This window comes from Cohnella kolymensis (genome assembly GCF_000829465.1).
Lineage (GTDB): Bacteria > Bacillota > Bacilli > Paenibacillales > Paenibacillaceae > Cohnella > Cohnella kolymensis.
This window is the reverse complement of record NZ_JXAL01000023.1, coordinates 94481-120048: the sequence shown is the minus strand read 5'-3', so window position 1 is coordinate 120048 and position 25568 is coordinate 94481. Positions and strand designations below refer to the sequence as shown.

Here is a 25568-nt window from a genome sequence, read left to right as displayed (position 1 = left end):
GCCGCTCCCTCCCTTGATACGTTATCTACCAACTGTTGGCGCGACGAGAAAGGATTGCCACTCCACCGCTGTTGAAATCAAGTTGTTATTGAATTAAATCCTATCGGATACAACTCGATTTCAAAGGCGGACGTTCCACTTTCCGCGACAATTCCTTTCTCTCTGCACCTTTCCGGTAGCCAACCGTTCTTCCCAATTTTTATGCTTTATTGCGGCCTTTGAGGCGGTATACGTAGGCCAGTACCTCGGCGACTGCTTGGAAGAGGTCGGCGGGGACGCTGTCCCCTACCTCGGTACGTTCAAACAGTGCACGGGCCAGCGGCTTGTTTTCCATCGTTATGACATCATTCTGCTTGGCGATTTCCCGAATCCGCAGCGCCATGTAATCCGCACCTTTGGCAATGACCGTCGGAGCTTCCATCTTGGTGCCGTCATATTTAAGGGCGACTGCATAGTGGGTCGGGTTCGTGATGATCACGTCCGCCTTGGGCACTTCCTGCATCATTCGCATCAGAGCCATGCGGCGCTGGCGTTCCCTGATTTTCGCTTTGATCAACGGGTCGCCTTCCATGTTCTTATACTCGTCTTTAATATCCTGCTTGCTCATTCTCAGGTTTTTCTCGTATTCATGCTTTTGATATAGATAGTCGCCGACTGCCAAGAGGAACAGGAATGCGGCGACGAATAATCCAAGTCGAATGGTAAGGTCAGCTACAAAAGCGAAAATATCCTCTACCGGCACTTGAGCCAAATCCAAGAAACGATCTTTCTCCGACCACAGTACGAGATAGACAACGATCCCGACCGTGACAAGCTTTAACCCGCTTTTTAAAAACTCCACCAATGCGCGCATACCGAATATGGATTTGGCGCCCTGCAGCGGATTAAGCTTTTCAAGCTTCGGTTTCAACGGCTCGAATGTAAACAGCCAGCCGAACTGCACATAATGCGATGCAAAGGCGATCACGAGAACGATCACGAATATTGGAGCCAGAAAGAGAAGCATTTGAATGGAATAATGGCTGAACAAACTGAGCACGTTCTCTTCCGTCACATTCATGTTGAGCCGATGCTGGAACACGTCTCCGAACAGGGTCAGCAGCTGCTTGTTGAAAAAGGGTCCGAGCATGGTCAGGCAGCAAATGCTGCCGATTAATATGAGAGAGCTGGGGATGTCCGCACTTTTGGCAACTTGACCTTTGTCACGGCTTTCCTGCCGCTTTTTGGGCGTCGCTTTTTCCGTTTTCTCGCCTGCGAACAACTGAAGATTCATCTTTAGGCGATAACGGGGCATCACACCACCTCCTCTATTTCAATCCCGGCTTAAGAGGATGACTTGAATATCACAAACAACTTCTCAAGCGCGCGGAACATATTGTCGAACAACATCTGAAACAAGACGCCGAATCCGGGCAGAAGCAGGACGAGCATCGCCAAGCCGACCAGGATTTTGAGCGGGACGCCGATTACGAATACGTTATATTGCGGAGCGGTGCGGGCGAGCACGGCCAATCCGATATCCGTCAGGAACATCGCAACCACGATCGGCGCCGAGATCTGAAGCGAAAGCAGAAAGGTGTCCGCGAACGTCCTTGCCAAAAATTCGGTAACATTGCCTTCGTAATACAGTTGAAACAGATTGTTATCCAGCGGCAGCCATTTGTAGCTGTCCATAATTGCTGCGAGTAAATAATGATGGCCGTTCAACGAAAGAAAAACGAGGATCATCAGCATATACTTCAAGTTGCCCAGCATGGGTGCCGAAACTCCGGTAAGCGGGTCTACGATATTGGCGATCCCGAAGCCCATTTGCATGTCCATTAACGCCCCGGCTGTCTGCACGACCGTAAAAAACAGATAAGCGACATAACCGATGAGCAAGCCGGCCAGGATCTCGCGGAAAATGGCCAGGATATACGTGGCGTCTGCCGTCACTTTCGTATCGAATCCAACCGTCAGAAACACAATCAACGATACGAAAAACGCCAGCCCGACCTTAACCGTTCTTGGAATCGTTCTTGTAGAGAAGAAAGGCGCCGCTACAAAAAACGCGGTAATTCGACAAAAAACAAGCAGAAAGGCAGGAAACACCTGCATAATCAATTCCATCCGGCGTCATCCAATGTAACTCGCCAAATTTCCTAACAGCTGACTTGTGAAATCCACCATAATATTGAGGATCCATGGTCCGAAGATCAGCACAGCTAGGAATACGGCGATGATTTTTGGTACGAATGCGAGCGTCTGCTCCTGAATCTGTGTCGTCGCTTGAAAAATACTGACGATCAAACCGACGATCAGACCGACACCGAGCATCGGGGCACTCACTTTTAGCGTCGTGTACAAGGCTTGTCCGGCCAATCCGATGACAAATTCGGAACTCATCTGTTACCTCCCCAAACTCCGGCTGCCAATGCTCAAGATGAGAAGCTGGTCAACAGCGACTTCACAACAAGATACCAACCGTCGACCAGCACAAAGAGCAAAATCTTGAACGGGAGCGAGATCATTACGGGTGGAAGCATCATCATCCCCATCGCCATCAGAGTGCTGGCAACAACCATATCGATTACCAGAAAAGGAATGAAGATCATAAAGCCCATTTGAAACGCCGTTTTTAGCTCGCTGATCGCGTACGCCGGAACCATTACCGTAATCGGAATGTCTTGATATGTGGCCGGTTTGGCGGTCTTCGTATAATTCAAGAACAAGAGCAGATCTTTTTCACGCGTATGTTTGAACATAAATTCTTTCATCGGGACGGAAGCCTTCTGCAAAGCTTCGGTTTGTGTCATTTGACCCGCCAGGTAAGGCTGCAGCGCCGTTTCATTCACCTGTGAGATCGTAGGGGCCATCACGAACATCGTCATGAACAACGCAAGACCGATCAGCACCTGATTGGGCGGCATCTGCTGTGTGCCGAGCGACGTTCGCACGAAGCCGAGCACGATGACGATCCGGGTAAAGCTGGTCATCAGAACAACGATTGCAGGAGCCAGGCTCAATATGGTTATGAGCAGCATTAACGACAGTGCGGATGCGCCTACCGGTTCCGACCCGTCGCCCATTTTTAACTCGATAATCGGATCGGCATAGACCGATGACTGAAGTCCGAAAATCAAGGCTTGCAGCGCCACGAAACTATAAAGCAGTTTTTTTCTCATTGCTTGTCCGTCCCGTCTTCGGAACGGCTTTCGTCGAGCAATTGCTCCATGCGCTGCCTTCTCTCGGAAAGCTGGCGAAGACGATTTTCCAATGTTTGTTCAAAGCTCGGGTGTTTGCCGGATTCCTGATGGCTGCCCGGTTCCGTCTGCGGATTGCTTCGCACGCTCCACTTGCGAAGCCATGCGGGCAATGCGGGTGCCGTGTTAGCAGCTGCCGTATCATGTTCGGCCAGCAACGCGGCAACCATTTCGGGTTCCGTGATGGACTCAATCAAGCTGACGTTCTCTCCGACTCCTAACACATAGATCCGTCCGTTCCATTCGACAATCTGCATCGATTTGTTCGTGCCGAGAGTAAGTCCTCCCAAAGAACGAAGCGATCGATTCATCCACCAGCCGCGGTTGCGCTTGGAGATAAACCGGAGCAGCAGAACGATCAGCGCCACGATGAGACCGAGAACGAATAACACCCAGATGAGATCCCAAGCCGAACCTCCCGACGCCGGATACGGTTTTTCCGTGTATCCAAAAGTGCGCATGAATGTTCAACGCTCCTGACTTAACTCAATGTTTTCTTGATGGCTTCAATGACGCGGTCAGCTTGGAAAGGCTTGACGATGAAATCTTTGGCTCCCGCCTGAATGGCGTCGATCACCATCGCTTGCTGGCCCATAGCGGAGCACATAATCACTTTTACATTGGTGTCCAGCTTGCGGATTTCCTTCAGTGCCGTAATGCCGTCCATTTCCGGCATTGTGATATCCATCGTGATCAGATCGGGACTCAGTTCCTTGTATTTTTCGATCGCTTGTGCGCCGTCCTGCGCTTCCCCAACGACCTCGAATCCGTTTTTCGTCAAAATGTCACGGATCATCATGCGCATGAACGCAGCGTCGTCTACGATCAGAATGCGGTTTGCCATTTCCATTTCCTCCCGATGAGCTTATTGAATTTTTTGGACCCGGTCCCACTGGCTGACGATATCCGTTACACGCACACCGAAGTTTTCATCAATGACGACGACCTCGCCTTTTGCGATCAGCTTGTTGTTTACGAGAATATCGACAGGCTCACCGGCCAGCTTGTCCAACTCGATGATCGAGCCTTGGGACATTTCCAGAATCTCTTTGATCTGCTTTTTGGTCCGGCCAAGCTCCACCGTTACCTTAAGCGGAATGTCCAGCAGGAGACCTAGATTGGTCTCGTCGGTCTGGCCGAATGCCGCGCCTTGTAAATTCGCGAATTGTACCGGATTCACGCTCACATTCCGGGTGGCAGGAGCCCCCAATGTCTGTGGACCGATCGCCATGGCCGCACTTTGGGCAAGCGGAGCGGAAACCGGCGGCGGCGTTTGCTGCTGAGGCGGCGCCGGCGGTACCGGAGCCTCAGGAACAGCTTGCTGGGGAGCGGCTTGTAGGGGAATTTCCGGTATCGCTTGCTGCGGGGCCGGCTCATCGGAGATGCTGCCGATTAGCGAGCTTACAAGATCTTTGGCAAAAGGAACCGTAATCAGCTGCATGATGGAAGAATCGATGAGTTCCCCGATTTTAAGGCGGAACGACGTCTTGATGAACACTTCCTCTTGAGGCATGTTGCTGATGCCCGAATTGTTCGGAATATCCAGGATATCGATGCCGGGCGGCGATATGTTCACCATGCGATTAAAAATGGTAGACATCGAAGTGGCGGCCGAGCCCATCATTTGGTTCATCGCCTCTTGCACGGCGCTGATATGAATTTCGGTCAACTCCTGCTCTTCGGTTACATCTCCTGCGCCGCCAAGCATCAGATCGGCGATGACTTGGGCGTCATGGGCTTTGATTACTAGAGAGTTGATCCCCTCGAAACCTTCCACATAACGGACGTGCACCGCCACATGAGGTTTAGGAAACTCTTCTTCAAATTGCTCTCTATGAATGGCGGATACGGCGGGTGTCGTAATGTCCACTTTTTTACCCAACAGCGTTGACAGGGCGGTAGCGGCGCTTCCGAATATAATGTTGCCGATCTCGCCTAGCGCGTCCTGTTCCATCGGGGTCAGCAAATCTTCCAAATCCGGCGCGGCCTTGCCGCCGCTGTCGGCCGGCGTTTCATCCGCCCCGGAAGACTGCCGGAGCAGGGCGTCGATCTCTTCCTGCGACAAATAATCTTTACTCGTCATCGCTTTCTTCCACCCCTTCGCTGACGATTTCATGAATTTGAATCGCCATCTTATCGCGTACCGTGCCTGGGACGGCAACAAACTTCACCTTATCCCCGACCTTTACCTCCAACCCGTCATCCGTATGTTTATGTAATGCGATCACATCACCGACTGCAAGGTTCAGAAACTCTTGAACGGATATGTGAGAGTAACCTAGTTCGGCGATGACCGGCAATCTGGCTTTGCTCACTCTTTGTTCGAGCATTTCAACTTCTTCCGGAGCACGGGTTTTCTTCTGCGACACGAACCAGTGATGCACAGACAATCGCGGCATGATCGGTTCGATGACGACGTGCGGAATGCAAAGATTGATCATCCCCGTCGTATCCCCGATTTTGGTGCTTAACGAAATGAGCGCGATCGTTTCATTGGGCGAAACGATCTGCATGAATTGCGGATTCGTTTCCAGCGCTTCAAGTCTCGGATGCAGGTCGATCACAGTCTTCCATGCTTCCTGTAAACTCTCCAGCGCGCGGCTGAAAATTTTCTCCATGATGATCGTTTCGATTTCCGTCAAGCTGCCGATCTTCGACGGAGCGGAGCCCGCGCCGCCAAGCAGCCGGTCCAGCATCGCAAAAGCGACGTTGGGATGCACCTCTAACACCATGCGTCCTTCGAGTGGTTCCGCCTCAAAGATGTTCAGTATCGTCATCTTCGGGATGGAGCGGATGAATTCGTCGTATGGCAGCTGTTCCACCTGTACGACGCTGATCTGTACGAACGTCCGCAGCTGAGCAGAGAAGTACGTTGTCAAAAACCGGGCAAAATTCTCGTGTACCCGGGTCAAACTGCGGATGTGATCCTTGGAAAAGCGAACGGCCCGTTTGAAATCATAAGACCGGATCTTCTTCTGAACTTCCTCTTTTTTAAGCTCTTCCGCATCCATTTCACCGGACGATAACGCGGCTAGCAACGCATCAATCTCATTCTGTGAAAGAACGTCTACCAAAACTCTCACCCCTTTCAGGCGAAGGCTCTTGCTATACCATTAAATCGGCGTCATGATGAAATCCGTGATTTCAACCTTGGTCAGCTTTCCTTCCGGCAGCATGGCGTTAATCGCATTGATCAGCCCTGCCGTCAATTGGTCTTTACCTTTGGTCCCCTTCATATCCTCCGGATTCAACACCCACAACGCGCGATTGATAATCGGTTTGACCTCGAAATCTTTGATCTTGTCGAACTCTTCTTTCGTCTTCTTGTCGTCCAGCTGGAAAGACAGGCTGATTTGCACGACATAGTCGGTATCTGCAAGATTCGTTCTGATATCAGTCAATTCCGATGTGATTTCGACCATCTCATCCGCAGTTTTCGGCTCGGCTTCTACTTGTTCGACACTTGCTTTAGCCTGCTCTTCAGGACTTAACGCTTTTGATTCCCCGAACAAAGTAGACCAGAAGTAGATGCCGACAATGACAATAAGTGTAATCGCCAATAAGAGCGAAACGAGCCACGGCAACAATTTTTTCATGAAGAAGCTCCCTCCGATTTTGCGTCCGAGTGGCCGGCTACGGCCGCAAGGACACCGACACTGCGAATGTAATGCCGGATGGACCGGATCACATCCGAAGAATTTTCGGTAACGATGTATTTCTTTCCCGTCGTAAGCGTAATTAGCGTATCCGGTGTTTGTTCCACCGTTTCGATCAACAGCGCGTTCACATGAAATTGAGTTCCATTCAGGCGCGTGACAAGTATCATAGCCAGGCTCCTCCATAACTGCCGGGGGAGAATTCTTCTCCCCCGGTCAGAAGGTCAATTATCGCTTCAGGTTAACGACTTCTTGCAGAATATCATCCGAAGTGGTGATGATCCTCGAGTTCGCTTGGAATCCGCGCTGCGCGACGATCATTTCCGTGAACTCGTTCGTCAGATCGACGTTGGACATTTCCAGCTGACCGGAGATGATGCTGCCTGTTCCGGTGTCCGGATCAGCGGCGGATCCCACTGTCAGTGCGCTGTCCGGGTTGGCGTTCGGAGTCATCCGATACAGATTGCCCCCCACCTTTTCCAGACCGCCCGGGTTAACGACTTTAGCCACGCCGATCTTGAACTCCGTAGCAGTGGCATTCCCGCTTTGATCGATCGCCATTACCGTTCCGTCTTGACCTATGGAGAATGCAGTAACAGCCTCATCCAATGTAATAGGACCCCCATCGTCAGCAGCCATTACGAACATTCCGTCTGCGTTAACGAGCTGGCGGTTGGAATCCAGCGTGAAATTCCCGGCACGCGTTAAAAATTGCTGAGTTCCATTCGGGCTCACAACGAAGAATCCGTCGCCGTCGATTCTTAAGTCCGTGACGACGTTGGTCGTCATCGCACTTCCCGGCGTGTGGATCGTGTCGATCGAGGCAACTGTGACCCCGAGACCGACTTGTTTGGCATTGACGCCGCCTGAAGTTCCGGCAACCGGTGCAGTGACCCCCGACATGGATTGACTCAGAATATCCTTGAACATAACGCGTCCGGCTTTAAAGCCGACAGTATTGACATTGGCGATATTGTTGCCGATCACGTCGAGCTTCGCTTGGAAGCCGCGCATACCGGACACGCCTGAATACATAGAACGTAACATGAATTGCCTACCTCCCGGAATGATTGAAATTTGGCCGCTTCATTCGGTCCGCGGCCGAGGGCTTCCTTTGGCAGGACCAGCCCTGAATCTGCTTGCTAGCTGACAACGACGGCGCTGTCGATTTGTGTGAAAATGTGTTCTTTCATAGAATTGCCGTCCATAGCAGTGACTACAGTACGGTTCGGAACGTTAACGATCATAGCGATGTCCTTGAATAAAACGAGCGAATCCTTGGCGCCTTTGGACGCCGCTTTATCGACCGCATTCGATATGCGTTCAACTGGTCCGGCATCAATTGAATACCTCTTTGCTGCAGCCGCTGTTCGGCGTGATGGCTGAACTTCAGCTGCTGCCGGTTCAATATGTCTTGGAAAGAAACATTGTCCCGGTCTTCCGTACGGCTTCGGTCCGCATTGCGGCTGGTGCCTTGAAGCGGTCCCGTACGTCCCGTCGCTAATTGTCCGATGAGTATACGGTCACTCACTGGCAGCCTCCTCCGTTCCGCTCCCATTACCGCTTGGTTCTGAGATTGATGTAATTTCGTCGACACGCAATTCCGCTGAACCGACTTTCAAGTATTGAACGCCGTCCCGCCATAAGATGGCATCAACGGTTCCCTTGTGGTCGACCACACCGGCTTCGGTCGTCTCCGTCCACGAAACTTCCTTGCCGATCAGCCCGGCTGCCATTCCTGCGGATTGGCGCAGCGCGTGCATTTCCTTACCCATGTTCATCATTTGTTCCAAGGATGAGAATTGCGCCATTTGGGCAATAAACTCCTTGTCTTGCAAAGGCTGCATCGGATCCTGGTTGCGCAGCTGCGTCACGAGAATCTGCAAAAATTGATCCTTGCCCAAATCCTTGACCGGTTTTCTTGCCGCCATTTGAACGTTATGCGCAGAGTAATAAGGCCAAACATTGAGCGTGCTGCTTGAATTGTCCGGCACAGACTTCACCTCCTTTACCGGTTTAAGCCGTTACATTCAGCGAGCTGCCGTAACCGAATTCTCTCAGTGACGAAGTTCTCTCCAGCTCCGCTTCGAAAATAGCCGTGTCGTCATACGATCCGCTTTTGCCGCTTCCACCTGCACCGCTTCGGTTGCTTCCGGATCCCGGCTGACGCCCGTCATGCTGCAAGAACGACATGTTGGACGACGAGGATGGCTGCTGTACAACTTCCAACCGCTCGACTTGAAGCCCTTGTCCATGCAATGCGGCTCTCAAATGCGACATCTGACTTTCCAGCAGATCGCGAGCCATCGCATTGTCGGTCATGAAATGAGCCGTCAAGTGCCCGTTCTGCATGACAATCCGGACATCCACTTGCCCTAGATTCTCAGGCGTCAAAGTCAGCTTCGCTTCTGTCGTTCCGTTGCCTTGTGTAAGGGCGAACTGCTTGACGAGAAATTTCTCCATCTGCTGCGCGAACTGCTGAACCGGAACTTGGGCAGGCAAACCGGATTTACCTTGAACGGAATCGCCTGTGATCAGTGAATCGGTTTGCATGAAAGTCCACGCCGGATGGGACGCTGTACCGCCCGCTGTATCGCCGGAAGTAACGACAGTCGGTGCGGCTGTCTGGCTGCTCTCGGTGACGGTTGTCTCGGCTCCGTCTATGATATTGGATTTCCAGACCGGATCGCGGAGCGCAGAAACGGGACGATTGATTTCGGCGACAACGGCCGGCGCCGTCTGCTTGGAAGCTTCAGCGGCTGCAGTGTCTACTGTCCGGAGGACAAATGCGGTTGTCGCAGCTGATGCTGAAGCATCTTTCTGTTGCGGTGCAGCTGGTACGGGAACCGTATTGTTACTCACAGAATTCTGTACAAGACTGTCCACTGCGGCTTTCAATTGCCCGATAAGCGGATAGGCTTTGCCGGCGGCTTCGCTTTTGTCGGTCAAAGCCTTGGACAATTGCTGCAATGTTTGCTGAAGAGCATTCACTGCAGGACTTGAAGCCGAGCCGGAGGACAACGAGGCGGACTCCGTAACGTTCACAATGGGTTGTCCAAGCTGCTGCAGCATACCTTGGAATGCATGAAGCATTGCCGCCAATTGATCCTGAATCTCTTGCGGAACGGTATCTGCTTGCTCCAACTGCTGCAATTGTTCCATAAGCTGGGTCAACAGAGCGAGAACATCCTGGGGCTGTCCATCTGCTTTTTGTTCTCCCGATTGCCCGATCGATCCGATCAACGCAATTCCCGGCGGCAAGCTTGTTGCGACGTTCCCGTTGCTGCCTCCGCCGCCGATGGCTTGAATCAATAAGCCTGCAAAGCCGCTGCCTGCATTCGTTCCGGCCGCCATCCCCGCTGTCGAGCCTGTTGCCGCACTAGGCGATGTCGGTGCCGATGTTATTGCCATGTTCATTTTTTCTCACCTCCTTTCAATATGCGCTTCATCTGCTTAAGACTTCGCCGGCATCATTTTGCTTACCAAAGCCGCGGTTACCTTGTCGTTCATAGCCGACATCTCCGACAAAATACCGGAGCGAGCGCCATCATCTACGGCTGCGAGAATCTGAAGCACCTTGCTTTGATCCTTGATCACCATGTCGAGAAGCAAAGCCGCCGCGTCTTTCGATTTCATCGCGGAGAACGTCTTGTTCAGCTTCGCAGTGTCCAGTGATGTCGAAGCTGCGCCCGTCTTTTTCTCAAGCTCTTTAATACGGGATTGCAGAGCCGCGATTTGCTGATGATCCACGGTGTCCGCATCTTTCAGCAACATGGTAACCTCGGCTGCCGTTTTCGGATTCATCCGTTCCAGCACTCTGCCGCGTTCGGTTTCCGACATTGCTGACAGTACGAGAGCCGATTCCTCTTTGGTCATGTTCTCGAAAATCGGAGCCGCTTTGCTGGGGGTCATTTTCCCGTACATAGCAGCCAATGACGAAATCCGTTTCTGATAAGCGTCAGTCGTAATGGCTTCTTCAGAACCCTTTTCGTTCAATTGGTCAACCTGGGTTTGCAAATCGTCAATTTGCTTTTTCTGCCGGCCGCTTTGTTCCGTCGCCTGCTTTAACGCCGCTTCGCGGTCCGCCAGCAGCGCCTGCAGCTCGTCCACTTTGGCCTTTGCGCTGCTTGCCGTCAGCTCTTCATCGGTGTTTAACGTTTCAGAAGACGGCGCTGCAGGATCCGGAAGAATCGAGCTCAGCAGCGGAATTTTATTGCCTATTTCGAGTGCCGAGTTCCGCCATTGATTGTTGAACATCAATAGAAGAACACCAAGCAGCACCGCAGTGAACAAGATCGGGGTCACAAAAAAGAGAAGCCGTTCAAAGCCGCTGTAGCTGCCTTTCTCATCCTCTATGCTCGCCACGTTTCTCCCCTCCCTTCTCTCTCCTGGTCTATCGTTCGCCGACTAACCGCGGGCTGCGGATGAGCGGACGATCGCCATTTCGTCCAACTCTCCTTGCTCTTTGGCAAGCTTATCGTGCTTGAAGCGGTCGTAAGCTTTTTCCCTGGCATTCAGCCATACTTTCTCGTCTATCATTTTATCGGTTAATCGGCCTTGACTTGTTTGCACGTCGCTTGCAGCACAGCGCACACCTTCTGTCTGACGGATAATCCGCTCATCCAGGATTTCGATATACCGCTGCAGCATCGTGAGCTTGGCCAGCGGTGTCGGACGCTCCGATGCCGCCTGCAATTCCTGCTCCACAGATGCCCGCTCTTCAAGCAGCTCACGGAACCGCTCTTCTTCGTCCTTCAGCTTGCCGAGCGACGCGGCATATTCCCATTCCGCCAATGACTTTTCGCTGCCTTTGAGATCGACGACCTTTTGCAAAGCGTACCGAAATGTCATGATCGCTTATTTTCATCTCCTGTAAAAATCGATGATTAACCGTTCCTGCGCATCCTGCAGCGAAATTTTCTCATTCGTTCTCTGCTGCGTATACGACTTGATAAGATCGTTATATTGGATGGCTTTATCGATTTCCGAGTTGGAACCCGGCTGATAAGCTCCGATATTAATGAGATCCTCCGACTCGCGATACACCGACAACATTCTCTTTAATTGGTCGGCAGCGCTCTGCTGCTCCTCGCCTACGATGTCTTTCATCACCCGGCTGACACTCGACAGTACATCGATCGCCGGAAAGTGGCCTTTGTTGGCCAGATTCCGATGGAGAACGATATGCCCGTCCAGAATGCCGCGAACCGCGTCCGCAATAGGCTCATTCATATCATCACCGTCGACGAGCACGGTGTAGAAGGCGGTGATCGAACCGGCCGCCCCTGTACCCGCCCTCTCCAACAGCTTCGGAAGCGCGGCGAATACCGACGGTGTGTATCCTCGGGTTGCAGGAGGCTCGCCTATGGCCAGGCCCACTTCGCGCAGCGCCATGGCATAGCGGGTGACGGAATCCATCATCAGCATGACGTTCAAGCCCCGGTCGCGAAAATACTCGGCAATCGTTGTCGCAATAAGCGCGCCCTTGATTCTCACAAGTGCGGGCTGGTCGGATGTCGCCACTACGACGACCGATCGCGCAAGCCCTTCCGGACCCAGATCGCGCTCGATAAATTCCAGCACCTCGCGTCCCCGCTCCCCGACTAAGGCGATGACATTAACATCCGCCGAAGTATTGCGGGCAATCATGCCGAGCAGTGTGCTCTTGCCGACGCCGGAGCCTGCGAAGATGCCCACCCGCTGCCCTTGGCCGACTGTAAGCAAGCCGTCGATGGCTCGAATGCCGATGCCCAGCGGCTCCGTCACCCTCGGCCGTTCAAGCGGGTTGCCGGGTGAATTATGGGTGGAATGATGCGGCATTCTCACCGGAAGCTGAGAACCGTCTAGGGGTCTGCCGAGCCCGTCAAGAACTTTGCCGAGCAGCTCGGAGCCGACCTGAACGGTAAGCGGCCGGCCTGTCGCGACAACATCGCACCCGGGGCCGACGGATAGAAGTTCGCCGAGAGGCATAAGCAGTACCCGATTGTTGCGAAATCCGACGACCTCCGCCATAACCGGCGAGCCGCCCTTCATCGGATGGATCGTGCATACATCGCCGATGCTCGCATCGGGTCCTTCCGACTCAACGGTCAGTCCGATGACTTGCGTCACTTTGCCGTTCACCCGAACGGGATCCAGATGGCGTAATGTTTCCTTATAGCGATCAATGTCAAGGAGCGGCATCACGAATTCCCTCCTCGGCGGACTGGGCGGCAACCCGCAGCAATTCCTGGCGTACCGCTTCCAGCTGCGTATCGATTCGGGCATCGATGCTGCCGAAGGCCGAACGCACGATACAACCGCCTTCCTTGATCGTGGAATCCGGTACAATCTGCAGTTCTGCCTGGGAATCCAGCGCTAATATCAATTCATCCTTCGCGGCTTGCACGTAAGCAAACTGCGAAGGGGATACACATAACACGATCGCTCCCTGCTCTTTTCTGCGAGAGAGTGCCCGCATGTACATGGAGATCGCCGTTGCCGGCGCAGCCTGCAGCTCGTTGCCTACGATCTTCTCGGCAATGGAGCAGCTCAGATCGACGACAAAGGTTTCGGCTTCCGATATGACCGATTCCTTGGCAGCATACGCTTGTTCGATGATTTCTTCGGCTTCCTTGATGCGGTTATCCCACTGCAGGGTCAGATCCTGTTCCGCTTGGGCGGTTCCAATCCGGTAGCCTTCCTCAAATCCCGAACGCTGCGCTTCTTCCAGATGCCGTTCATCTTGCTCCCGGCGCTGCAGCCACCAGGCTTCTATTTCACGCTCAGCGGCGGCACGCATTTCAGCAGCTTCCGCTTGCGCCTGCCGCATGATCTCGTACGCTGCTTGTTCCGCATCCTGCAGAATGCGTTGTTTCAATGAATGTGTTTCGACATCAGCCGCGAAATCTCCTCCGCTGGATGCGTCGGTTTCTGAAATATTGTGCTGCTTCGGCGAGATTCTCTGGATGATTTCCAATCTCTTTAAATCTTCCAACGACACTACGTGTGAGGATTTGATGAGATTAGACAATAATATCGTCTCCTCCGCCGCGGGCTATGATGATTTCTCCCGCTTCTTCCAATCTGCGGATCGTCGCTACGATGCGGGTCTGTGCTTCCTCGACGTCGCGCAGCCGTACCGGCCCCATATATTCCATCTCTTCCTTGAAGGTTTCCGACATCCGTTTGGACATATTGCGGAAAATGGCTTCCCGCACCTCTTCGCTGGCCACTTTAAGCGCCAGCTGCAGGTCGGCGTTCTCGATATCGCGGATGATACGTTGAATGGAACGGTTGTCCAGGTTGACGATATCTTCGAATACGAACATCCGCTTCTTGATTTCTTCGGCAAGCTCCGGATCTTGTATTTCCAAGGAATCCAGAATGGTTCTTTCCGTTCCCCGATCCACTCCGTTCAGAATCTGCACGATCGCCTCGATGCCTCCGGCATTCGTATAATCCTGAGTGACCGTCGAGGACAACTTCTGCTCCAGCACTCTCTCAACCTGTGCGATGACTTCCGGCGATGTGCTGTCCATCAGTGCGATCCGACGCGCGACGTCCGCCTGCTTCTCTTGAGGCAGAGAAGATAGAACGGCCGCGGACTGTTCTGCCTGCAGGTAGGAGAGCACCAATGCAATCGTCTGTGAATTCTCGTTCTGGATAAAGTTCAGAATCTGTGTGGGCTCCGCTTTGCGGGCGAAATCGAAAGGCCGCACCTGCAAGGTGGCGGTCAATCGATTCAGAATGTCCGTCGCTTTGGTAGTACCCAGCGCTTTCTCCAAAATCTCTTTCGCGTAAGTGATACCGCCTTGAGAGATATATTCTTGCGCAACGCATATTTGATGAAACTCTGACAATATCGTTTCCTTATCCAAGCTGTCCACTTTGCGCACATTGGCAATCTCCAGCGTCAGCTGTTCGATCTCCTCGTCGCGTAAATGCTTAAACACTTGCGCGGACACTTCAGGCCCTAACGTGATAAGCAGTATGGCGGCCTTTTGACGGCCGGTTAATCCTAACGACGTTTTTGCCATCACTGCCACCTCTATTCATCCGCCAGCCAGGTCCGGAGCAAATTCACGAATTCATCCGGTTTCCGCTTCGCCAGGCCTTCTAATTGTTTACGCATTTCATTCTCGTTGTTGACGTTCTCGATATCGATAGTCGGAAGTTCAACCCGCGGCACATCCGCCATAGCTGCCGACTCTTCCTGCGCCGCTTTGCGCCGGCGGTAAATGTAGTAACCGCCTCCGCCCAGCAACGCTACTGCGAGCAGGCCTAGACCCGCAAGCAGGTATCCGGAAGGAGTGATACCTCCGCTGTCGCCATCAACGCCGGCGAATGCCTGCGCAACTACCGATACCCTCTGATCTAAAGCCGTGTCCGTCAAATCCAGTCCGGATTCGGCTAGTAATACTCGTACGCTGTTGCGGAGGACGCCTTGGATCTGGCTCAGCTTCTCCGGCGGCAGCGACGCATTGTCCAAACCGACATTTATCGAAAGATCCTTCACTTTATATGGACCGTAGTCGATATTATTAGTAATGGTGCTTACTTGATAGTTGATCGTGCTTTGTACTTTCTCGGAGGAGGATGAGCCTCCGCCGGCAGCGCCGGGATAATTCGGGATAGCCGTGTCGCCTGTACCGGGAACGCCTCCCGTCTGGCCATCTTGTCCGGTATGAGTCTCGGACGACTCCTGACGGCTGATCTCTATCCCCTTATTGTCGTTATCCGGCAAAGGCTGTACCAGATTTTCCGTCGTCGCCTTCTTGTCGAAATTCAAAGAAGAAACCACGCCGACGACCATATTGTCCATTCCGACAATCGGCATGAGGAACTGCTGGATATTGCTTTTCAGCTCGTTCTCGAACTGATTTTGAATTTCGAATTGATCCAGCGACACGCCTGGGCCGCCCGTTCCCCTTTGGGATGGCATTAACTCGCCCGCCGAGCTGCTTGTGATCGTAATGCCTTCAAGATCCAGATTCGGCACCGCGGTTTTTACGAGATTATAGTAGCTGTCAACCTCCGACTGTTTAGGACGGTAGCTGGGCTTAAACTTCATGACGATAGAGGCGGAGGCCTTATCGCTTGTATCGCTGGGGAATACCGTATCTTCAGGCAAGGTAATGAGCGCCTTTGCGGTCGAGACCCCTTGCATTCCCTGCAGCAGCTGTTGAACTTCACCGTTCAGCGCGGCCACATATTTCACTTCAAACTCTTGCTGTGTCGTACCGATTGCGGACGACTGGCTGATTCCGTCAAAGCCGATGGAGCCGTTCTGCACGAGCCCCTGTGAGCCGACATCGACTCTAACCCGCGGAGCGGATGCGCTCGGCACTGAGATGCTCGTCCCATCCGCACTTAACTTATAACTGATTCCGCTGCCCTCTAAATATTGAATGATAGCCGCCGAGTCGGTGCTATCCAGATTCTGAAATGCGATTTCGTACTCCGTTCTTGTGAACAAATATGTCAGCAAAATAATTGCAAATAGCAATAGTGCCGCCGTAGAGGCAAGCACCCATTTTTGCGTTTTGCTGTATTGGTTCCAGAAAATCGCGAGCTTCTCCCGAGCCTGCGCCCACTTCTCGTTCACAATGTCACCTCACCTGCGGATAGCGCAGCAGGCGCCCGCATGAATCCTGCTGTTGTGCCTGCTGCATTATGCTGCGTTCTACGATTAATCTACAATTGCGTCCGCATGATCTCCTGATAAGCCTCTATGACCTTGTTACGAACCTGTGAGGTTAAAGCAAGACTCAATTCGGCTTTGGAAGAAGCGATCATGACATCGTTCACGTTCGCTTCGCCTATAATGAACTGATCGTTAACCTTATGGACGTTCTGTTCTTGCGCGGCCACACTGTCCAGCGCGTTCTTCAGAAAACTCGCGAAGCTTTCCGCAGCTTCGGCCGGCGTCGCTTTATTCTGCAGCTGATTCAAGTTGTTAACGTTGGCAGTAAGGTTAACCGGAGCGATCATACCGTTAGTTATCAATCATGTCCCCCGCTTTCAGTTGATAAAATGAACCGCTCAGGCTTAACGCCCGATCTCAAGAGATTTCATGAACATCGCTTTGCTTGCATTGAGCGCCGTTACATTCGCTTCATACGACCGCGAGGCCGAGATCATGTCGACCATTTCCTTCATGATGTCAACGTTCGGCATATATACCATGCCGGTTTCATCCGCATCCGGATGCGACGGATTGTACACTTGCTTAAAAGGAGTGGAATCCTCACGGATACCGGTCACCTGCACGCCCCTCGATGCCGCAGCGTCCAGCCGATCATTGAGCAAATTCTTGAATTGCGGCTGCACCGGCTCCATGACCACCATCTTGCGGCGGTAGGGTACGAATTTGCCGTTGACGAAACCGGCCCGGGTCGTTTCGGCATTGGCGATGTTGGACGAGATAATGTCCATCCGCAGCCGCTGCGCCGTTAACGCCGAAGCGCTTATATCAAACCCTCCGAGCTTCATCCGTTAAGCCCTCCCGTCTATTCCGGTGCGCATCATTTTCACTTCGTGATTCACCTGCTGGATAAACAGGTTATATCTTAATTGGTTCTCGGCAACCAGCGACATTTCTTTATCGATATCCACGTTGTTGCGGTTGATATTGATCGATGTAGACTCATCCGTAACCACCTGGGCTGACGGAACCGGATAAGAGCCGTTAATCGGTATATGCCGCGGATCGGTCACCCGGCCTGCTAACATCGGCGAACCGTCATTTCCGATCGCTTGGCTCAGCATTTCCTCGAAAGCAACATCCGACCGTTTGAAATGAGGAGTATCGACATTGGCAACATTGTCGGCCAATACGCGCTGCCGCATGGACGCAGCTTGCAGTGCTCCCTCCAACCTTTGAAAGGCAACTCCGCCCAATACATTCATATGTGCAGCCTCTTTTCGATAAAAAATGAGAAATTATTCATTGTGATTTCATCCTAATTCCACGTCGAATTGGCATATTCCTGCTCGTTTCGACAGCTTTTTCAGTTATTTGGCAAAAAAAAATCTATATATTGGTGAAATTAAAACTTTCTAATAACATCATCTACGACATATAGGCAAGTGACAATAAGAAAAAAGCCCTAATCTTTGTGACAAGATTAGGGCTCATCTTTTAAATTTATGTTACAAATCAGCCTTTGCGCAGCTCCAGCTCCTGCAGCAATTGAGCATTCAGTATCCGGATATAGGTGCCTTTCATCCCGAGAGACCGGGTTTCAATTACGCCTGCGCTCTCCAATTTACGAAGGGCATTGACGATGACGGATCTTGTGATGCCTGCCCGGTCTGCGATCTTCGAGGCGACTAAAAGCCCTTCCCTGCCTTCAAGCTCCTCGAAAATCTGCTCCACGGCTTCCATCTCGCTGAAGGATAGCGAGTTGACAGCGACGGATACGATGGCTTTGCTCCTTGCCTCCGTCTCTCTCTCTTCGGCTCTCTCCCGGAGAATTTCCATTCCGATGATCGTCGTTCCGTATTCGGCAAGAATCAGATCGTCTTCACCGGAAAAGCGGGTTTCTCTGGATAGTACCAAAGTCCCTAGCCTGTCTCCGCCGCCGATGATCGGCACAATCGTCACGATTCGCCCTTCGAACGCGGCTTCCACCGGCGAGAGAATTTCGCCCGGCGAAACGTTAGCCTCGGTCTCGGTAATCTGTAAAAACCGCTCATTCGTCTCAGCCGGGAAACGTAGCTCCTCCGGATGCTCCTGACGCAGCCAAGCTTCTGAGAATCGTTCGGAATGCGCGGAGCCCAGAATTTTGCCCCTGCGGCTGACGACAAAAACATCTCCTTGCATCGTTTCGCGAAGCACCTCCGCCATCTCGCGGAAGTTCAACGGCTTGCCCGCCGCCTTTTGCAGCAAAAGGTTCAGCGTGCGGGTTTTCATCAAAAGCGTCATGTTTATTTTAATCCTCCTAGTACGACAAAAACGGAGCCTTTATAAGATATATTGACTCAAATCACGGTTACTTGCAATGGTTGCCAGTTTCTCCCGGACATATTCCGGTGTAATCGTCATTTCATCGAGCGAAAGCTCAGGAGCCTCGAAAGACAGATCCTCCAGCAGCTTTTCAAGCAGTGTGTGAAGCCTGCGCGCCCCTATATTCTCCGTATTGTGGTTAACATCCTGCGCCATGCGGGCAAGCTCCGAGATTGCGCCGTCCGTAAAAATGACATTGATGCCTTCGGTCTGAAGCAGCGCGGTATACTGCTTGGTCAGCGCGTTCTCCGGCTCGGTCAGAATCCGCACGAAATCCTGGTCGGTCAAGCTGCTGAGCTCTACGCGGATCGGAAACCGGCCCTGCAGTTCGGGAATCAGGTCCGACGGCTTCGCGATATGGAAAGCTCCGGCGGCAACAAACAGCACGTAGTCGGTTTTCACAGGGCCGTATTTGGTCATGACCGTGGACCCTTCAACAATGGGCAGAATATCCCTTTGCACGCCTTCGCGGGAAACATCCGGACCTTGCCCCCGGCCTTGGCTTGCGATTTTGTCAATCTCGTCTATGAAAATAATGCCCGACTGCTCCGCTCTGCGCACCGACTCGGAAATGACATCGTCCATATCGATCAGCTTAGTCGCTTCCTCAACGATCAGCACCTTACGGGCTTCTCTCACGGTAAGACGGCGCTTTTTGCGGCGTTTCGGCAGGAATTGACCGAGCATCTCCTGCATGTTCTGGCCCATTTGCTCTTGCCCCGGGCCTGCAAACATGTCCATCATATTAGGAGAGGCGTCTTCCACTTCGATCTCCACATTCTCGTTCTCCAGCTGTCCGGATTCGAGCTTCTGCTTCGTCTCCCGCCGTTTGTCCAGCAGCCCCGGGTCCACCTGCTCCGGCTCGTCATTCGGTGTGCTGCCGCCGCCGAACAGCATCTCCAGCGGATTGCGCTGAGACTTGGGCTTAACCGGTGACGGCACGAGCAGTGCGGCGAGGCGCTCGTTAGCCGCTTGCCCGGCTTTGTCCTTCACCTTATCCGTACGCTCCTCTTTCACCATCCGAATAGACGTTTCCACCAGGTCCCTCACCATGGATTCCACGTCTCTGCCGACGTAACCGACTTCCGTGAACTTCGTCGCTTCGACTTTGATAAACGGCGCATGCACAAGCTTAGCCAAGCGGCGTGCGATTTCGGTTTTGCCGACTCCGGTCGGGCCGATCATCAGAATGTTCTTGGGTACGACCTCATCGCGAAGCTCCTCGGCCAGACGGCTCCGGCGATATCTGTTGCGCAGCGCAACGGCAACCGAACGTTTGGCGGATTTCTGCCCGACAATATATTTATCCAACTCCGCCACGATCTGGCGGGGGGTCAGTTTATCGTTCATGGGATACCCTCCTATTAAACTTCTTCGACAACCAGATTGCTGTTGGTGAACACACAAATATCCGCTGCTACCTCCAACGAGGAGCGTGCGATATCTTTGGCTTCCAAATGAGGCGCATGACGCTTCAAAGCTCTTGCGGCAGCCAAAGCGAAGCTTCCGCCCGAGCCGATCGCCAGGATGCCGTCATCCGGCTCAATGACTTCGCCGTTGCCGGAGATCAGAAGCATGCCTGTCGCATCCACCACGATCAGCATCGCTTCCAACTTTCGCAGAACGCGGTCGGAACGCCATTCCTTGGCGAGCTCCACCGCTGCACGCTGCAGATTACCGTGATGTTCCTCCAGCTTGCCTTCAAATTTCTCGAACAGTGTAATGGCATCCGCCACAGATCCTGCGAAACCGGCGACGACTTGTCCCCGATATAGCCGACGGACTTTTTTGGCAGTGCTTTTCATGACCATGCTGTTGCCGAATGTCACCTGGCCGTCGCCGGCTATCGCTCCCTTGCCGTTATGGCGCACGGCGCATATTGTCGTCGCATGAAAGCTCATATCCACGGATAATTCCTCCCTCAATAAACAAACGGTATAAAGCGGCAAAGCAGCGGCTCCATGTGAGACGCTGCCGCTGCTTCAATGGGCGGCACTGCCGGACTCGCTCCGAAGTTCCGCGCTTAATGTATCGATACTTTCCAAGGCTCGCGCCGCGATTGATTCGTTCTTTTCTTTTTTGCTCCTGACACGGTGCTCAAGCGGCGGGAACAGCCCGAAGTTTGCATTCATCGGCTGAAAATGCTTGAAATCCGCCGTCGTAATATATTGCGCCATGCTTCCGAGCGTGGTGTCGGCAGGCAGCGCGACGGGGTCCAGGCCTCTTGCCAAGCGTCCCGCATTGATCCCCGATATGAGCCCGGAAGCAGCCGATTCCACATAGCCTTCTACACCCGTCATTTGTCCGGCAAAAAACAGCGTATCCCGCCGGCGGAACTGGTACGTGGGAAGAAGAAGCTTGGGAGAATTGATGAAGGTATTGCGATGCATGACGCCGTAACGGACAAACTCCGCATTCTCCAAGCCCGGAATAAGCGAAAAGACGCGCTTCTGCTCTCCCCATTTCAAATGCGTTTGGAAGCCGACCAAGTTGTACAGCGTACCCGCCGCATTATCCTGGCGAAGCTGTATGACGGCGTGCGGCTGCTTGCCGGTCCGCGGATCAGTCAAGCCGACGGGCTTCATCGGACCGAAAAGCACCGTTTGCTTGCCTCGTTTGGCCATCACCTCGATGGGCATGCAGCCCTCAAAGTACATTTCTTTTTCAAAGTCTTTAATGTCCGCCGTTTCCGCAGTCACAAGCGCCTCGTAAAAAGCATCGAATTCCTGCTCGGTCATCGGGCAATTCAAGTAAGCTGCCTCACCTTTGTCGTAACGGGACTGCAGGAACACTTTTTCCATGTCGATGGAATCCTTCTCAACGATCGGCGCCGCGGCGTCAAAGAAATAGAAATATTGTTCTCCCATCAGCCGCTTGATTTGCTCGGACAGCTCGGGCGAAGTGAGCGGACCGGTTGCAATCACCACAATGCCGTCTTGCGGAATTTCCGTTACCTCGTCGTTGATGACGGTAACGAGCGGGTGCTCTCTCAGCCTGCGGGTAACTTCGCCGGAGAAGCCTTCACGGTCCACGGCCAGAGCGCCTCCTGCAGGGACCGCGTGCAAGTCGGCGCAGGACAGGATGAGAGAATCCAGTCTCCTCATCTCTTCCTTTAGAACGCCTACCGCATTGGTCAGACCGTTCGCCCGCAAGCTGTTCGTACATACCAGCTCGGCGAATCGGTCCGTATGATGCGCGGGTGTGCGCTTCACCGGGCGCATCTCGTATAAAATGACGGGAACGCCTTGCTTGGCGATCTGCCAAGCGGCTTCACTGCCGGCCAGACCTGCGCCGATGACCGTCACGGATGGATGTGGATTCAAGACAAATTACCTCCTGACAACACTACTCTGCGGCTTCGTCAGTCTCCGGAGCATTCTCCGTATGGCCGCAAACGGTGCAATGCCATTGCACGTCTCCTCGCACTTTTTTCTCGACCATCAAGCCGCCGCAGTTCGAACAAGGCTGCGGCACCGGTTTATCCCAGGATACGTAATCGCAAGCCGGGTACTGATCGCATCCGTAAAAAAGGCGTCCTTTTTTGCTGCGCCGTTCTACGATATGTCCGTCCGGGCATTTCGGACAGTGCACCCCTACGTCCTTCACAATCGGCTTCGTATTGCGGCAGTCCGGGAATCCGGAGCAGGCGAGAAATTTGCCGAAGCGGCCCATTTTGTATACCATCGGATTTCCGCATTTGTCGCAAACTTCATCCGAAGGCTCATCTTTGATCTCGACTTCTTTCATTTGTTCTTCAGCTACGTTCAGCCTTTTTTCGAAAGATTTGTAGAACTCGCCGATCACTTTGACCCATTCTTGCGTGCCTTCCTCCACATGGTCCAAGTCGCCTTCCATGTGTGCGGTAAATTCCGCGTCAAGAATTTCCGGGAAGAATTCCTCCATTAACTGGATAACGAGTTCGCCAAGCTCTGTAGGTACGAATTTCTTCTCTTCGATAGCTACGTAATAGCGCTTCTGAATCGTCTCCAGAGTCGGGGCATAGGTGCTCGGACGCCCGATTCCCAATTCCTCCAGCGCTTTGACCAGACGGGCTTCGGTATAACGCGGCGGCGGCTGTGTAAAATGCTGCTTCGGATCGATGCTGTCGGTGTTCACACCGTCTCCCGCCGCCAGCGGCGGCAGCAGTCGATCTTCCTCCGTCGTGCCGTCGTCATTGCTTTCCACGTATACCTTCATAAATCCGGCAAACTTCAGCTTGGAACCGTTCGCCCTAAAAACGACCGGGCCGTTGTTCAAATCGACGGTCATCGTGTCCAGAACGGCGGATGCCATCTGACTTGCGACGAAACGCTCCCAGATCAGCTTGTATAAACGCAGCTGATCACGCGTGACGAACGTCTTGATGGAATCCGGAGTCCGCAGCACGGAAGTGGGACGAATCGCTTCGTGCGCATCCTGGGCATTGGCATTTTTCTTGGCATAGACGCGCGGGCTTTCCGGGTTGAACTTGTCGCCGTATTTCTCCGCTATATACTGCTTGGCTTCATCTTGTGCTACCGGCGAGATCCGGGTGGAATCGGTACGCATATACGTAATAAGTCCGACGGTGCCCTCTTGTTTGCCCAGGTCGACGCCCTCGTACAGCTGCTGCGCAATCTGCATCGTCTTCGATGCTCGAAAATTCAGCTTGCGCGCCGCTTCCTGCTGAAGCGAGCTGGTAATAAAGGGCGGCGAAGGGTTGCGCAGACGTTCCTTTTCTTTCACTTCGCCCACGACGAAAGATTTTCCCTGAATCAGCGCTAGGACTTCCTGCACGTCCGCTTCGCTTTTCAGTTCTTTCTTATCCCCGTTCAAGGAAAAAAATTTGGCTTCAAACTTGCTTTTCTCTTTAAGAAAATGCGCCGTGATGCTCCAATATTCTTCCGGAATGAAAGCTTTGATCTCATTCTCGCGGTCATAGATGAGCTTCACCGCTACGGATTGCACGCGGCCTGCGCTCAAGCCCTTTTTGACCTTCTTCCACAACAGCGGACTGATCTTGTAACCGACGAGCCGGTCAAGCACTCTCCTCGCCTGCTGGGCATTGACCAGATCCATGTCTATTGGCCTCGGCGATTTGAACGCATCCTTCACCGCTTGTTTCGTAATTTCATTAAAAACAACGCGGCAAGCATCCTTCTCATCTATCTCCAAATAATGCGCCAAATGCCACGCGATCGCTTCTCCCTCTCTGTCGGGGTCGGCTGCGAGATACACTTTTTTTACCTTTTTGCTGGCATCTTTCAGTTCCTTCAGTATGTTGCCTTTACCGCGGATCGTGATGTATTTCGGTTGAAAGTCGTTGTCGACTTCAACCCCGATTTGGCTTTTCGGCAAATCGCGAATATGGCCCATGGACGCTTTGACGATAAATTTGCTGCCTAAATATTTTCCGATCGTCTTGGCTTTAGCCGGCGACTCTACGATGACGAGTGAATCCGCCACGTCCATTCCTCCTCTCCTACGGTCGACAAGTTCCTGCTGTTAAGCCGTGTTCGCTCTATCAGAGGACATTATATACAGAACCGGGTTGCTGGTGTATTCGTCTTTTTATTAGTAAAGATAGCAGAACCGAGTGTAAAAGTCCAAATGTCATCCCGGATTCCGCTGCCAGCTCTTCGATGGAACGGGGCTGATCCAGTAAAATATTGTAGATGGAGGTCTCGTCCGGAGTGAGGTGAAGGAGAGGATCCCCGGCGTGTAAAATGTTTTTCGGATCAAATTGTATGTCGTTCGACTTGGTCAGGTGTTTGCGGTACTCTTCCAGAATATCTTCCTCGTCAAGAACGGGTTTGGCACCTTGTCGAAGCAGCAGCATTCCGCCGCGGCTCCGCGGAGACGTGATGGGACCGGGTACGACGAAAATATCGCGGTTTGCCTTGGTTGCATCTTCGGCAGTGATCAAAGCGCCGCTCCCCTCGGCAGCTTCAACGACAACTACCCCGAGCGAAAGACCGGCTATGATCCGGTTACGCAGCGGAAACAATCCCGGATGCAAAGACGTGCCCGGCGGAGTTTCTGAAATGAGGAGTCCTTTCTCTCCTATTTCCCGGTACAGATGTTTGTTTTCTGCCGGATAACAGATATTTACCGGTGTTGCCAGCACAGCCACGGTTCCGCCGGCTTTGTTCAACGCACCGACATGCGCGGCTGTATCGATGCCGCGCGCTAAGCCGCTGACGATTGTAAGACCTTGTGCAGAGCAAGCTGCGGACAGATCCTCTGCAACGCGGCGTCCATAAGATGTAGCGAGACGCGTTCCAACGATTCCAACCGACGGACGAGCCGCCAATTCCAGCCGGCCAACATAGTAAATCACCCATGGTGCTCTTGCAATCTGGCGAAGACGGCGCGGATACTTACGGTCCAAAATCGTTAAGACCTTGATTCCGCTTCGTTCATAACGCGTCATACGGGAATCCGCAACGTCCGGCTGCAGGTTCTTCATCAAAGCTGCGATCTGCTTGGGTGTCAGCCCTAAATCGCGCCAATCCGCTTCCCTTCTCGCCTGCGCATCCTCCATAGCTGCCGCGTTGAATATTCGCTGAATCGTTAACCATCCGATGCCTTCCGTTTCATGTAAAGCCACAAGGTTATTTCTTATTAATGCGGTGGGTTTCGACATAGGAGCATCTCCTTTAATGGAAATGTTTTTTTGTTGATCTGTCACGATAGCGGAAC

The 25568-nt window shown here is 52.8% G+C and carries 28 protein-coding genes and 1 pseudogene; all 29 read right to left on the bottom strand.

All coding sequences use genetic code 11. From position 1 onward, the window contains the following. Positions 1–199: 199 nt before the first annotated feature. The 29 genes and pseudogenes from flhB to dprA all read right to left on the bottom strand — a co-directional run bounded on the left by flhB (position 200) and on the right by dprA (position 25512). Positions 200–1294, bottom strand: a complete 1095-nt coding sequence (gene flhB, locus SD71_RS14830; protein WP_041064697.1) for a flagellar biosynthesis protein FlhB — start codon at positions 1292–1294, stop codon at positions 200–202. Positions 1295–1323: 29 nt separating this feature from the next. After that, complete coding sequence (gene fliR / locus SD71_RS14825; RefSeq protein ID WP_041064695.1) at positions 1324–2109, bottom strand: flagellar biosynthetic protein FliR; 786 nt, start codon at positions 2107–2109, stop codon at positions 1324–1326. Between the two features lie 6 nt (positions 2110–2115). Further along, positions 2116–2385, bottom strand: a complete 270-nt coding sequence (gene fliQ, locus SD71_RS14820; RefSeq protein WP_041064693.1) for a flagellar biosynthesis protein FliQ — start codon at positions 2383–2385, stop codon at positions 2116–2118. A gap of 32 nt (positions 2386–2417) precedes the next feature. Then, entirely contained in the window at positions 2418–3164 is a 747-nt protein-coding gene (gene fliP / locus SD71_RS14815; RefSeq protein WP_041064691.1) for a flagellar type III secretion system pore protein FliP, read from the bottom strand. After that, the gene (locus tag SD71_RS14810; RefSeq protein ID WP_052476281.1) at positions 3161–3703 is read right to left on the bottom strand and encodes a flagellar biosynthetic protein FliO; all 543 of its coding nucleotides are present in this window, start codon (positions 3701–3703) and stop codon (positions 3161–3163) included. Before SD71_RS14810 ends, fliP begins: the two co-directional genes overlap by 4 nt. Positions 3704–3723: 20 nt before the next feature. Further along, a complete protein-coding gene (locus SD71_RS14805) occupies positions 3724–4086 on the bottom strand; it encodes a response regulator (protein ID WP_041064688.1) in 363 nt (120 codons plus the stop codon). A gap of 21 nt (positions 4087–4107) precedes the next feature. After that, positions 4108–5325, bottom strand: a complete 1218-nt coding sequence (fliY, locus tag SD71_RS14800) for a flagellar motor switch phosphatase FliY (RefSeq protein ID WP_041064686.1) — start codon at positions 5323–5325, stop codon at positions 4108–4110. Beyond that, positions 5315–6316: a flagellar motor switch protein FliM gene (gene fliM / locus SD71_RS14795; RefSeq protein WP_041064684.1), complete on the bottom strand. Its 1002-nt coding sequence runs from the start codon at positions 6314–6316 to the stop codon at positions 5315–5317. The genes fliY and fliM overlap by 11 nt, the downstream gene beginning before the upstream one ends. Before the next feature lie 39 nt (positions 6317–6355). Then, positions 6356–6838, bottom strand: coding sequence for a flagellar basal body-associated FliL family protein (locus SD71_RS14790; protein WP_041064682.1), 483 nt, complete (start codon positions 6836–6838; stop codon positions 6356–6358). Further along, the gene (locus SD71_RS14785; RefSeq protein WP_041064679.1) at positions 6835–7068 is read right to left on the bottom strand and encodes a flagellar FlbD family protein; all 234 of its coding nucleotides are present in this window, start codon (positions 7066–7068) and stop codon (positions 6835–6837) included. The genes SD71_RS14790 and SD71_RS14785 overlap by 4 nt, the downstream gene beginning before the upstream one ends. Before the next feature lie 58 nt (positions 7069–7126). Further along, on the bottom strand, positions 7127–7945 hold the full coding sequence (flgG, locus tag SD71_RS14780; protein WP_041064676.1) for a flagellar basal body rod protein FlgG: 819 nt from the start codon (positions 7943–7945) through the stop codon (positions 7127–7129). 95 nt (positions 7946–8040) lie between these two features. Beyond that, positions 8041–8429 (bottom strand): annotated as a pseudogene (locus SD71_RS14775) (TIGR02530 family flagellar biosynthesis protein). Beyond that, positions 8422–8892 (bottom strand): flagellar hook capping FlgD N-terminal domain-containing protein, encoded by a 471-nt coding sequence (locus SD71_RS14770; RefSeq protein ID WP_041064673.1) that lies wholly within the window; start codon positions 8890–8892, stop codon positions 8422–8424. Before SD71_RS14770 ends, SD71_RS14775 begins: the two are co-directional and overlap by 8 nt. 22 nt (positions 8893–8914) lie before the next feature. After that, entirely contained in the window at positions 8915–10315 is a 1401-nt protein-coding gene (locus SD71_RS14765) for a flagellar hook-length control protein FliK (protein WP_041064670.1), read from the bottom strand. A gap of 36 nt (positions 10316–10351) precedes the next feature. Beyond that, the gene (locus tag SD71_RS14760) at positions 10352–11263 is read right to left on the bottom strand and encodes a magnesium transporter MgtE N-terminal domain-containing protein (RefSeq protein ID WP_041064666.1); all 912 of its coding nucleotides are present in this window, start codon (positions 11261–11263) and stop codon (positions 10352–10354) included. Positions 11264–11305: 42 nt separating this feature from the next. Then, positions 11306–11749 (bottom strand): flagellar export protein FliJ, encoded by a 444-nt coding sequence (fliJ, locus tag SD71_RS14755; RefSeq protein ID WP_041064663.1) that lies wholly within the window; start codon positions 11747–11749, stop codon positions 11306–11308. A gap of 12 nt (positions 11750–11761) precedes the next feature. Then, on the bottom strand, positions 11762–13081 hold the full coding sequence (gene fliI, locus SD71_RS14750; protein WP_041064660.1) for a flagellar protein export ATPase FliI: 1320 nt from the start codon (positions 13079–13081) through the stop codon (positions 11762–11764). Continuing rightward, entirely contained in the window at positions 13068–13910 is an 843-nt protein-coding gene (locus SD71_RS14745) for a FliH/SctL family protein (RefSeq protein WP_041064657.1), read from the bottom strand. The genes fliI and SD71_RS14745 overlap by 14 nt, the downstream gene beginning before the upstream one ends. Then, a complete protein-coding gene (gene fliG / locus SD71_RS14740) occupies positions 13903–14916 on the bottom strand; it encodes a flagellar motor switch protein FliG (RefSeq protein ID WP_041064654.1) in 1014 nt (337 codons plus the stop codon). Before fliG ends, SD71_RS14745 begins: the two co-directional genes overlap by 8 nt. Positions 14917–14927: 11 nt before the next feature. Further along, on the bottom strand, positions 14928–16484 hold the full coding sequence (gene fliF / locus SD71_RS14735) for a flagellar basal-body MS-ring/collar protein FliF (protein ID WP_041064651.1): 1557 nt from the start codon (positions 16482–16484) through the stop codon (positions 14928–14930). Between the two features lie 89 nt (positions 16485–16573). Further along, on the bottom strand, positions 16574–16885 hold the full coding sequence (gene fliE, locus SD71_RS14730; RefSeq protein WP_041064648.1) for a flagellar hook-basal body complex protein FliE: 312 nt from the start codon (positions 16883–16885) through the stop codon (positions 16574–16576). Positions 16886–16927: 42 nt separating this feature from the next. Further along, positions 16928–17371, bottom strand: coding sequence for a flagellar basal body rod protein FlgC (gene flgC / locus SD71_RS14725; RefSeq protein WP_041064645.1), 444 nt, complete (start codon positions 17369–17371; stop codon positions 16928–16930). Positions 17372–17374: 3 nt separating this feature from the next. Continuing rightward, entirely contained in the window at positions 17375–17788 is a 414-nt protein-coding gene (flgB, locus tag SD71_RS14720) for a flagellar basal body rod protein FlgB (RefSeq protein WP_041064642.1), read from the bottom strand. Between the two features lie 250 nt (positions 17789–18038). Continuing rightward, positions 18039–18806, bottom strand: a complete 768-nt coding sequence (gene codY, locus SD71_RS14715; protein WP_041064639.1) for a GTP-sensing pleiotropic transcriptional regulator CodY — start codon at positions 18804–18806, stop codon at positions 18039–18041. A gap of 39 nt (positions 18807–18845) precedes the next feature. Beyond that, positions 18846–20237 carry an ATP-dependent protease ATPase subunit HslU gene (gene hslU, locus SD71_RS14710; RefSeq protein ID WP_041064636.1) on the bottom strand — a complete coding sequence of 464 codons (1392 nt, stop codon included), beginning with the start codon at positions 20235–20237 and terminating at the stop codon, positions 18846–18848. Positions 20238–20251: 14 nt separating this feature from the next. Then, entirely contained in the window at positions 20252–20794 is a 543-nt protein-coding gene (gene hslV / locus SD71_RS14705) for an ATP-dependent protease subunit HslV (RefSeq protein ID WP_041064633.1), read from the bottom strand. A gap of 75 nt (positions 20795–20869) precedes the next feature. Beyond that, positions 20870–22210, bottom strand: a complete 1341-nt coding sequence (gene trmFO, locus SD71_RS14700) for an FADH(2)-oxidizing methylenetetrahydrofolate--tRNA-(uracil(54)-C(5))-methyltransferase TrmFO (RefSeq protein ID WP_041064629.1) — start codon at positions 22208–22210, stop codon at positions 20870–20872. A gap of 22 nt (positions 22211–22232) precedes the next feature. Beyond that, positions 22233–24332 carry a type I DNA topoisomerase gene (gene topA / locus SD71_RS14695; protein ID WP_041064802.1) on the bottom strand — a complete coding sequence of 700 codons (2100 nt, stop codon included), beginning with the start codon at positions 24330–24332 and terminating at the stop codon, positions 22233–22235. 58 nt (positions 24333–24390) lie between these two features. Continuing rightward, positions 24391–25512: a DNA-processing protein DprA gene (gene dprA, locus SD71_RS14690; protein WP_041064626.1), complete on the bottom strand. Its 1122-nt coding sequence runs from the start codon at positions 25510–25512 to the stop codon at positions 24391–24393. Between the last annotated feature and the right edge of the window lie 56 nt (positions 25513–25568).

Coding starts and splice junctions, on each gene's coding strand:
- flhB (WP_041064697.1), bottom strand. CDS start 1,294: ATGCCCCGTTATCGCCTAAAGATGAATCTTCAGTTGTTCGCAGGCGAG.
- fliR (WP_041064695.1), bottom strand. CDS start 2,109: ATGGAATTGATTATGCAGGTGTTTCCTGCCTTTCTGCTTGTTTTTTGT.
- fliQ (WP_041064693.1), bottom strand. CDS start 2,385: ATGAGTTCCGAATTTGTCATCGGATTGGCCGGACAAGCCTTGTACACG.
- fliP (WP_041064691.1), bottom strand. CDS start 3,164: ATGAGAAAAAAACTGCTTTATAGTTTCGTGGCGCTGCAAGCCTTGATT.
- SD71_RS14810 (WP_052476281.1), bottom strand. CDS start 3,703: ATGCGCACTTTTGGATACACGGAAAAACCGTATCCGGCGTCGGGAGGT.
- SD71_RS14805 (WP_041064688.1), bottom strand. CDS start 4,086: ATGGCAAACCGCATTCTGATCGTAGACGACGCTGCGTTCATGCGCATG.
- fliY (WP_041064686.1), bottom strand. CDS start 5,325: ATGACGAGTAAAGATTATTTGTCGCAGGAAGAGATCGACGCCCTGCTC.
- SD71_RS14790 (WP_041064682.1), bottom strand. CDS start 6,838: ATGAAAAAATTGTTGCCGTGGCTCGTTTCGCTCTTATTGGCGATTACA.
- SD71_RS14785 (WP_041064679.1), bottom strand. CDS start 7,068: ATGATACTTGTCACGCGCCTGAATGGAACTCAATTTCATGTGAACGCG.
- flgG (WP_041064676.1), bottom strand. CDS start 7,945: ATGTTACGTTCTATGTATTCAGGCGTGTCCGGTATGCGCGGCTTCCAA.
- SD71_RS14765 (WP_041064670.1), bottom strand. CDS start 10,315: ATGAACATGGCAATAACATCGGCACCGACATCGCCTAGTGCGGCAACA.
- fliJ (WP_041064663.1), bottom strand. CDS start 11,749: ATGACATTTCGGTACGCTTTGCAAAAGGTCGTCGATCTCAAAGGCAGC.
- fliI (WP_041064660.1), bottom strand. CDS start 13,081: ATGCCGCTCCTTGACATTGATCGCTATAAGGAAACATTACGCCATCTG.
- fliG (WP_041064654.1), bottom strand. CDS start 14,916: ATGGCAAAAACGTCGTTAGGATTAACCGGCCGTCAAAAGGCCGCCATA.
- flgC (WP_041064645.1), bottom strand. CDS start 17,371: ATGAAGCTCGGAGGGTTTGATATAAGCGCTTCGGCGTTAACGGCGCAG.
- flgB (WP_041064642.1), bottom strand. CDS start 17,788: ATGAATGTATTGGGCGGAGTTGCCTTTCAAAGGTTGGAGGGAGCACTG.
- codY (WP_041064639.1), bottom strand. CDS start 18,806: ATGACGCTTTTGATGAAAACCCGCACGCTGAACCTTTTGCTGCAAAAG.
- hslU (WP_041064636.1), bottom strand. CDS start 20,237: ATGAACGATAAACTGACCCCCCGCCAGATCGTGGCGGAGTTGGATAAA.
- dprA (WP_041064626.1), bottom strand. CDS start 25,512: ATGTCGAAACCCACCGCATTAATAAGAAATAACCTTGTGGCTTTACAT.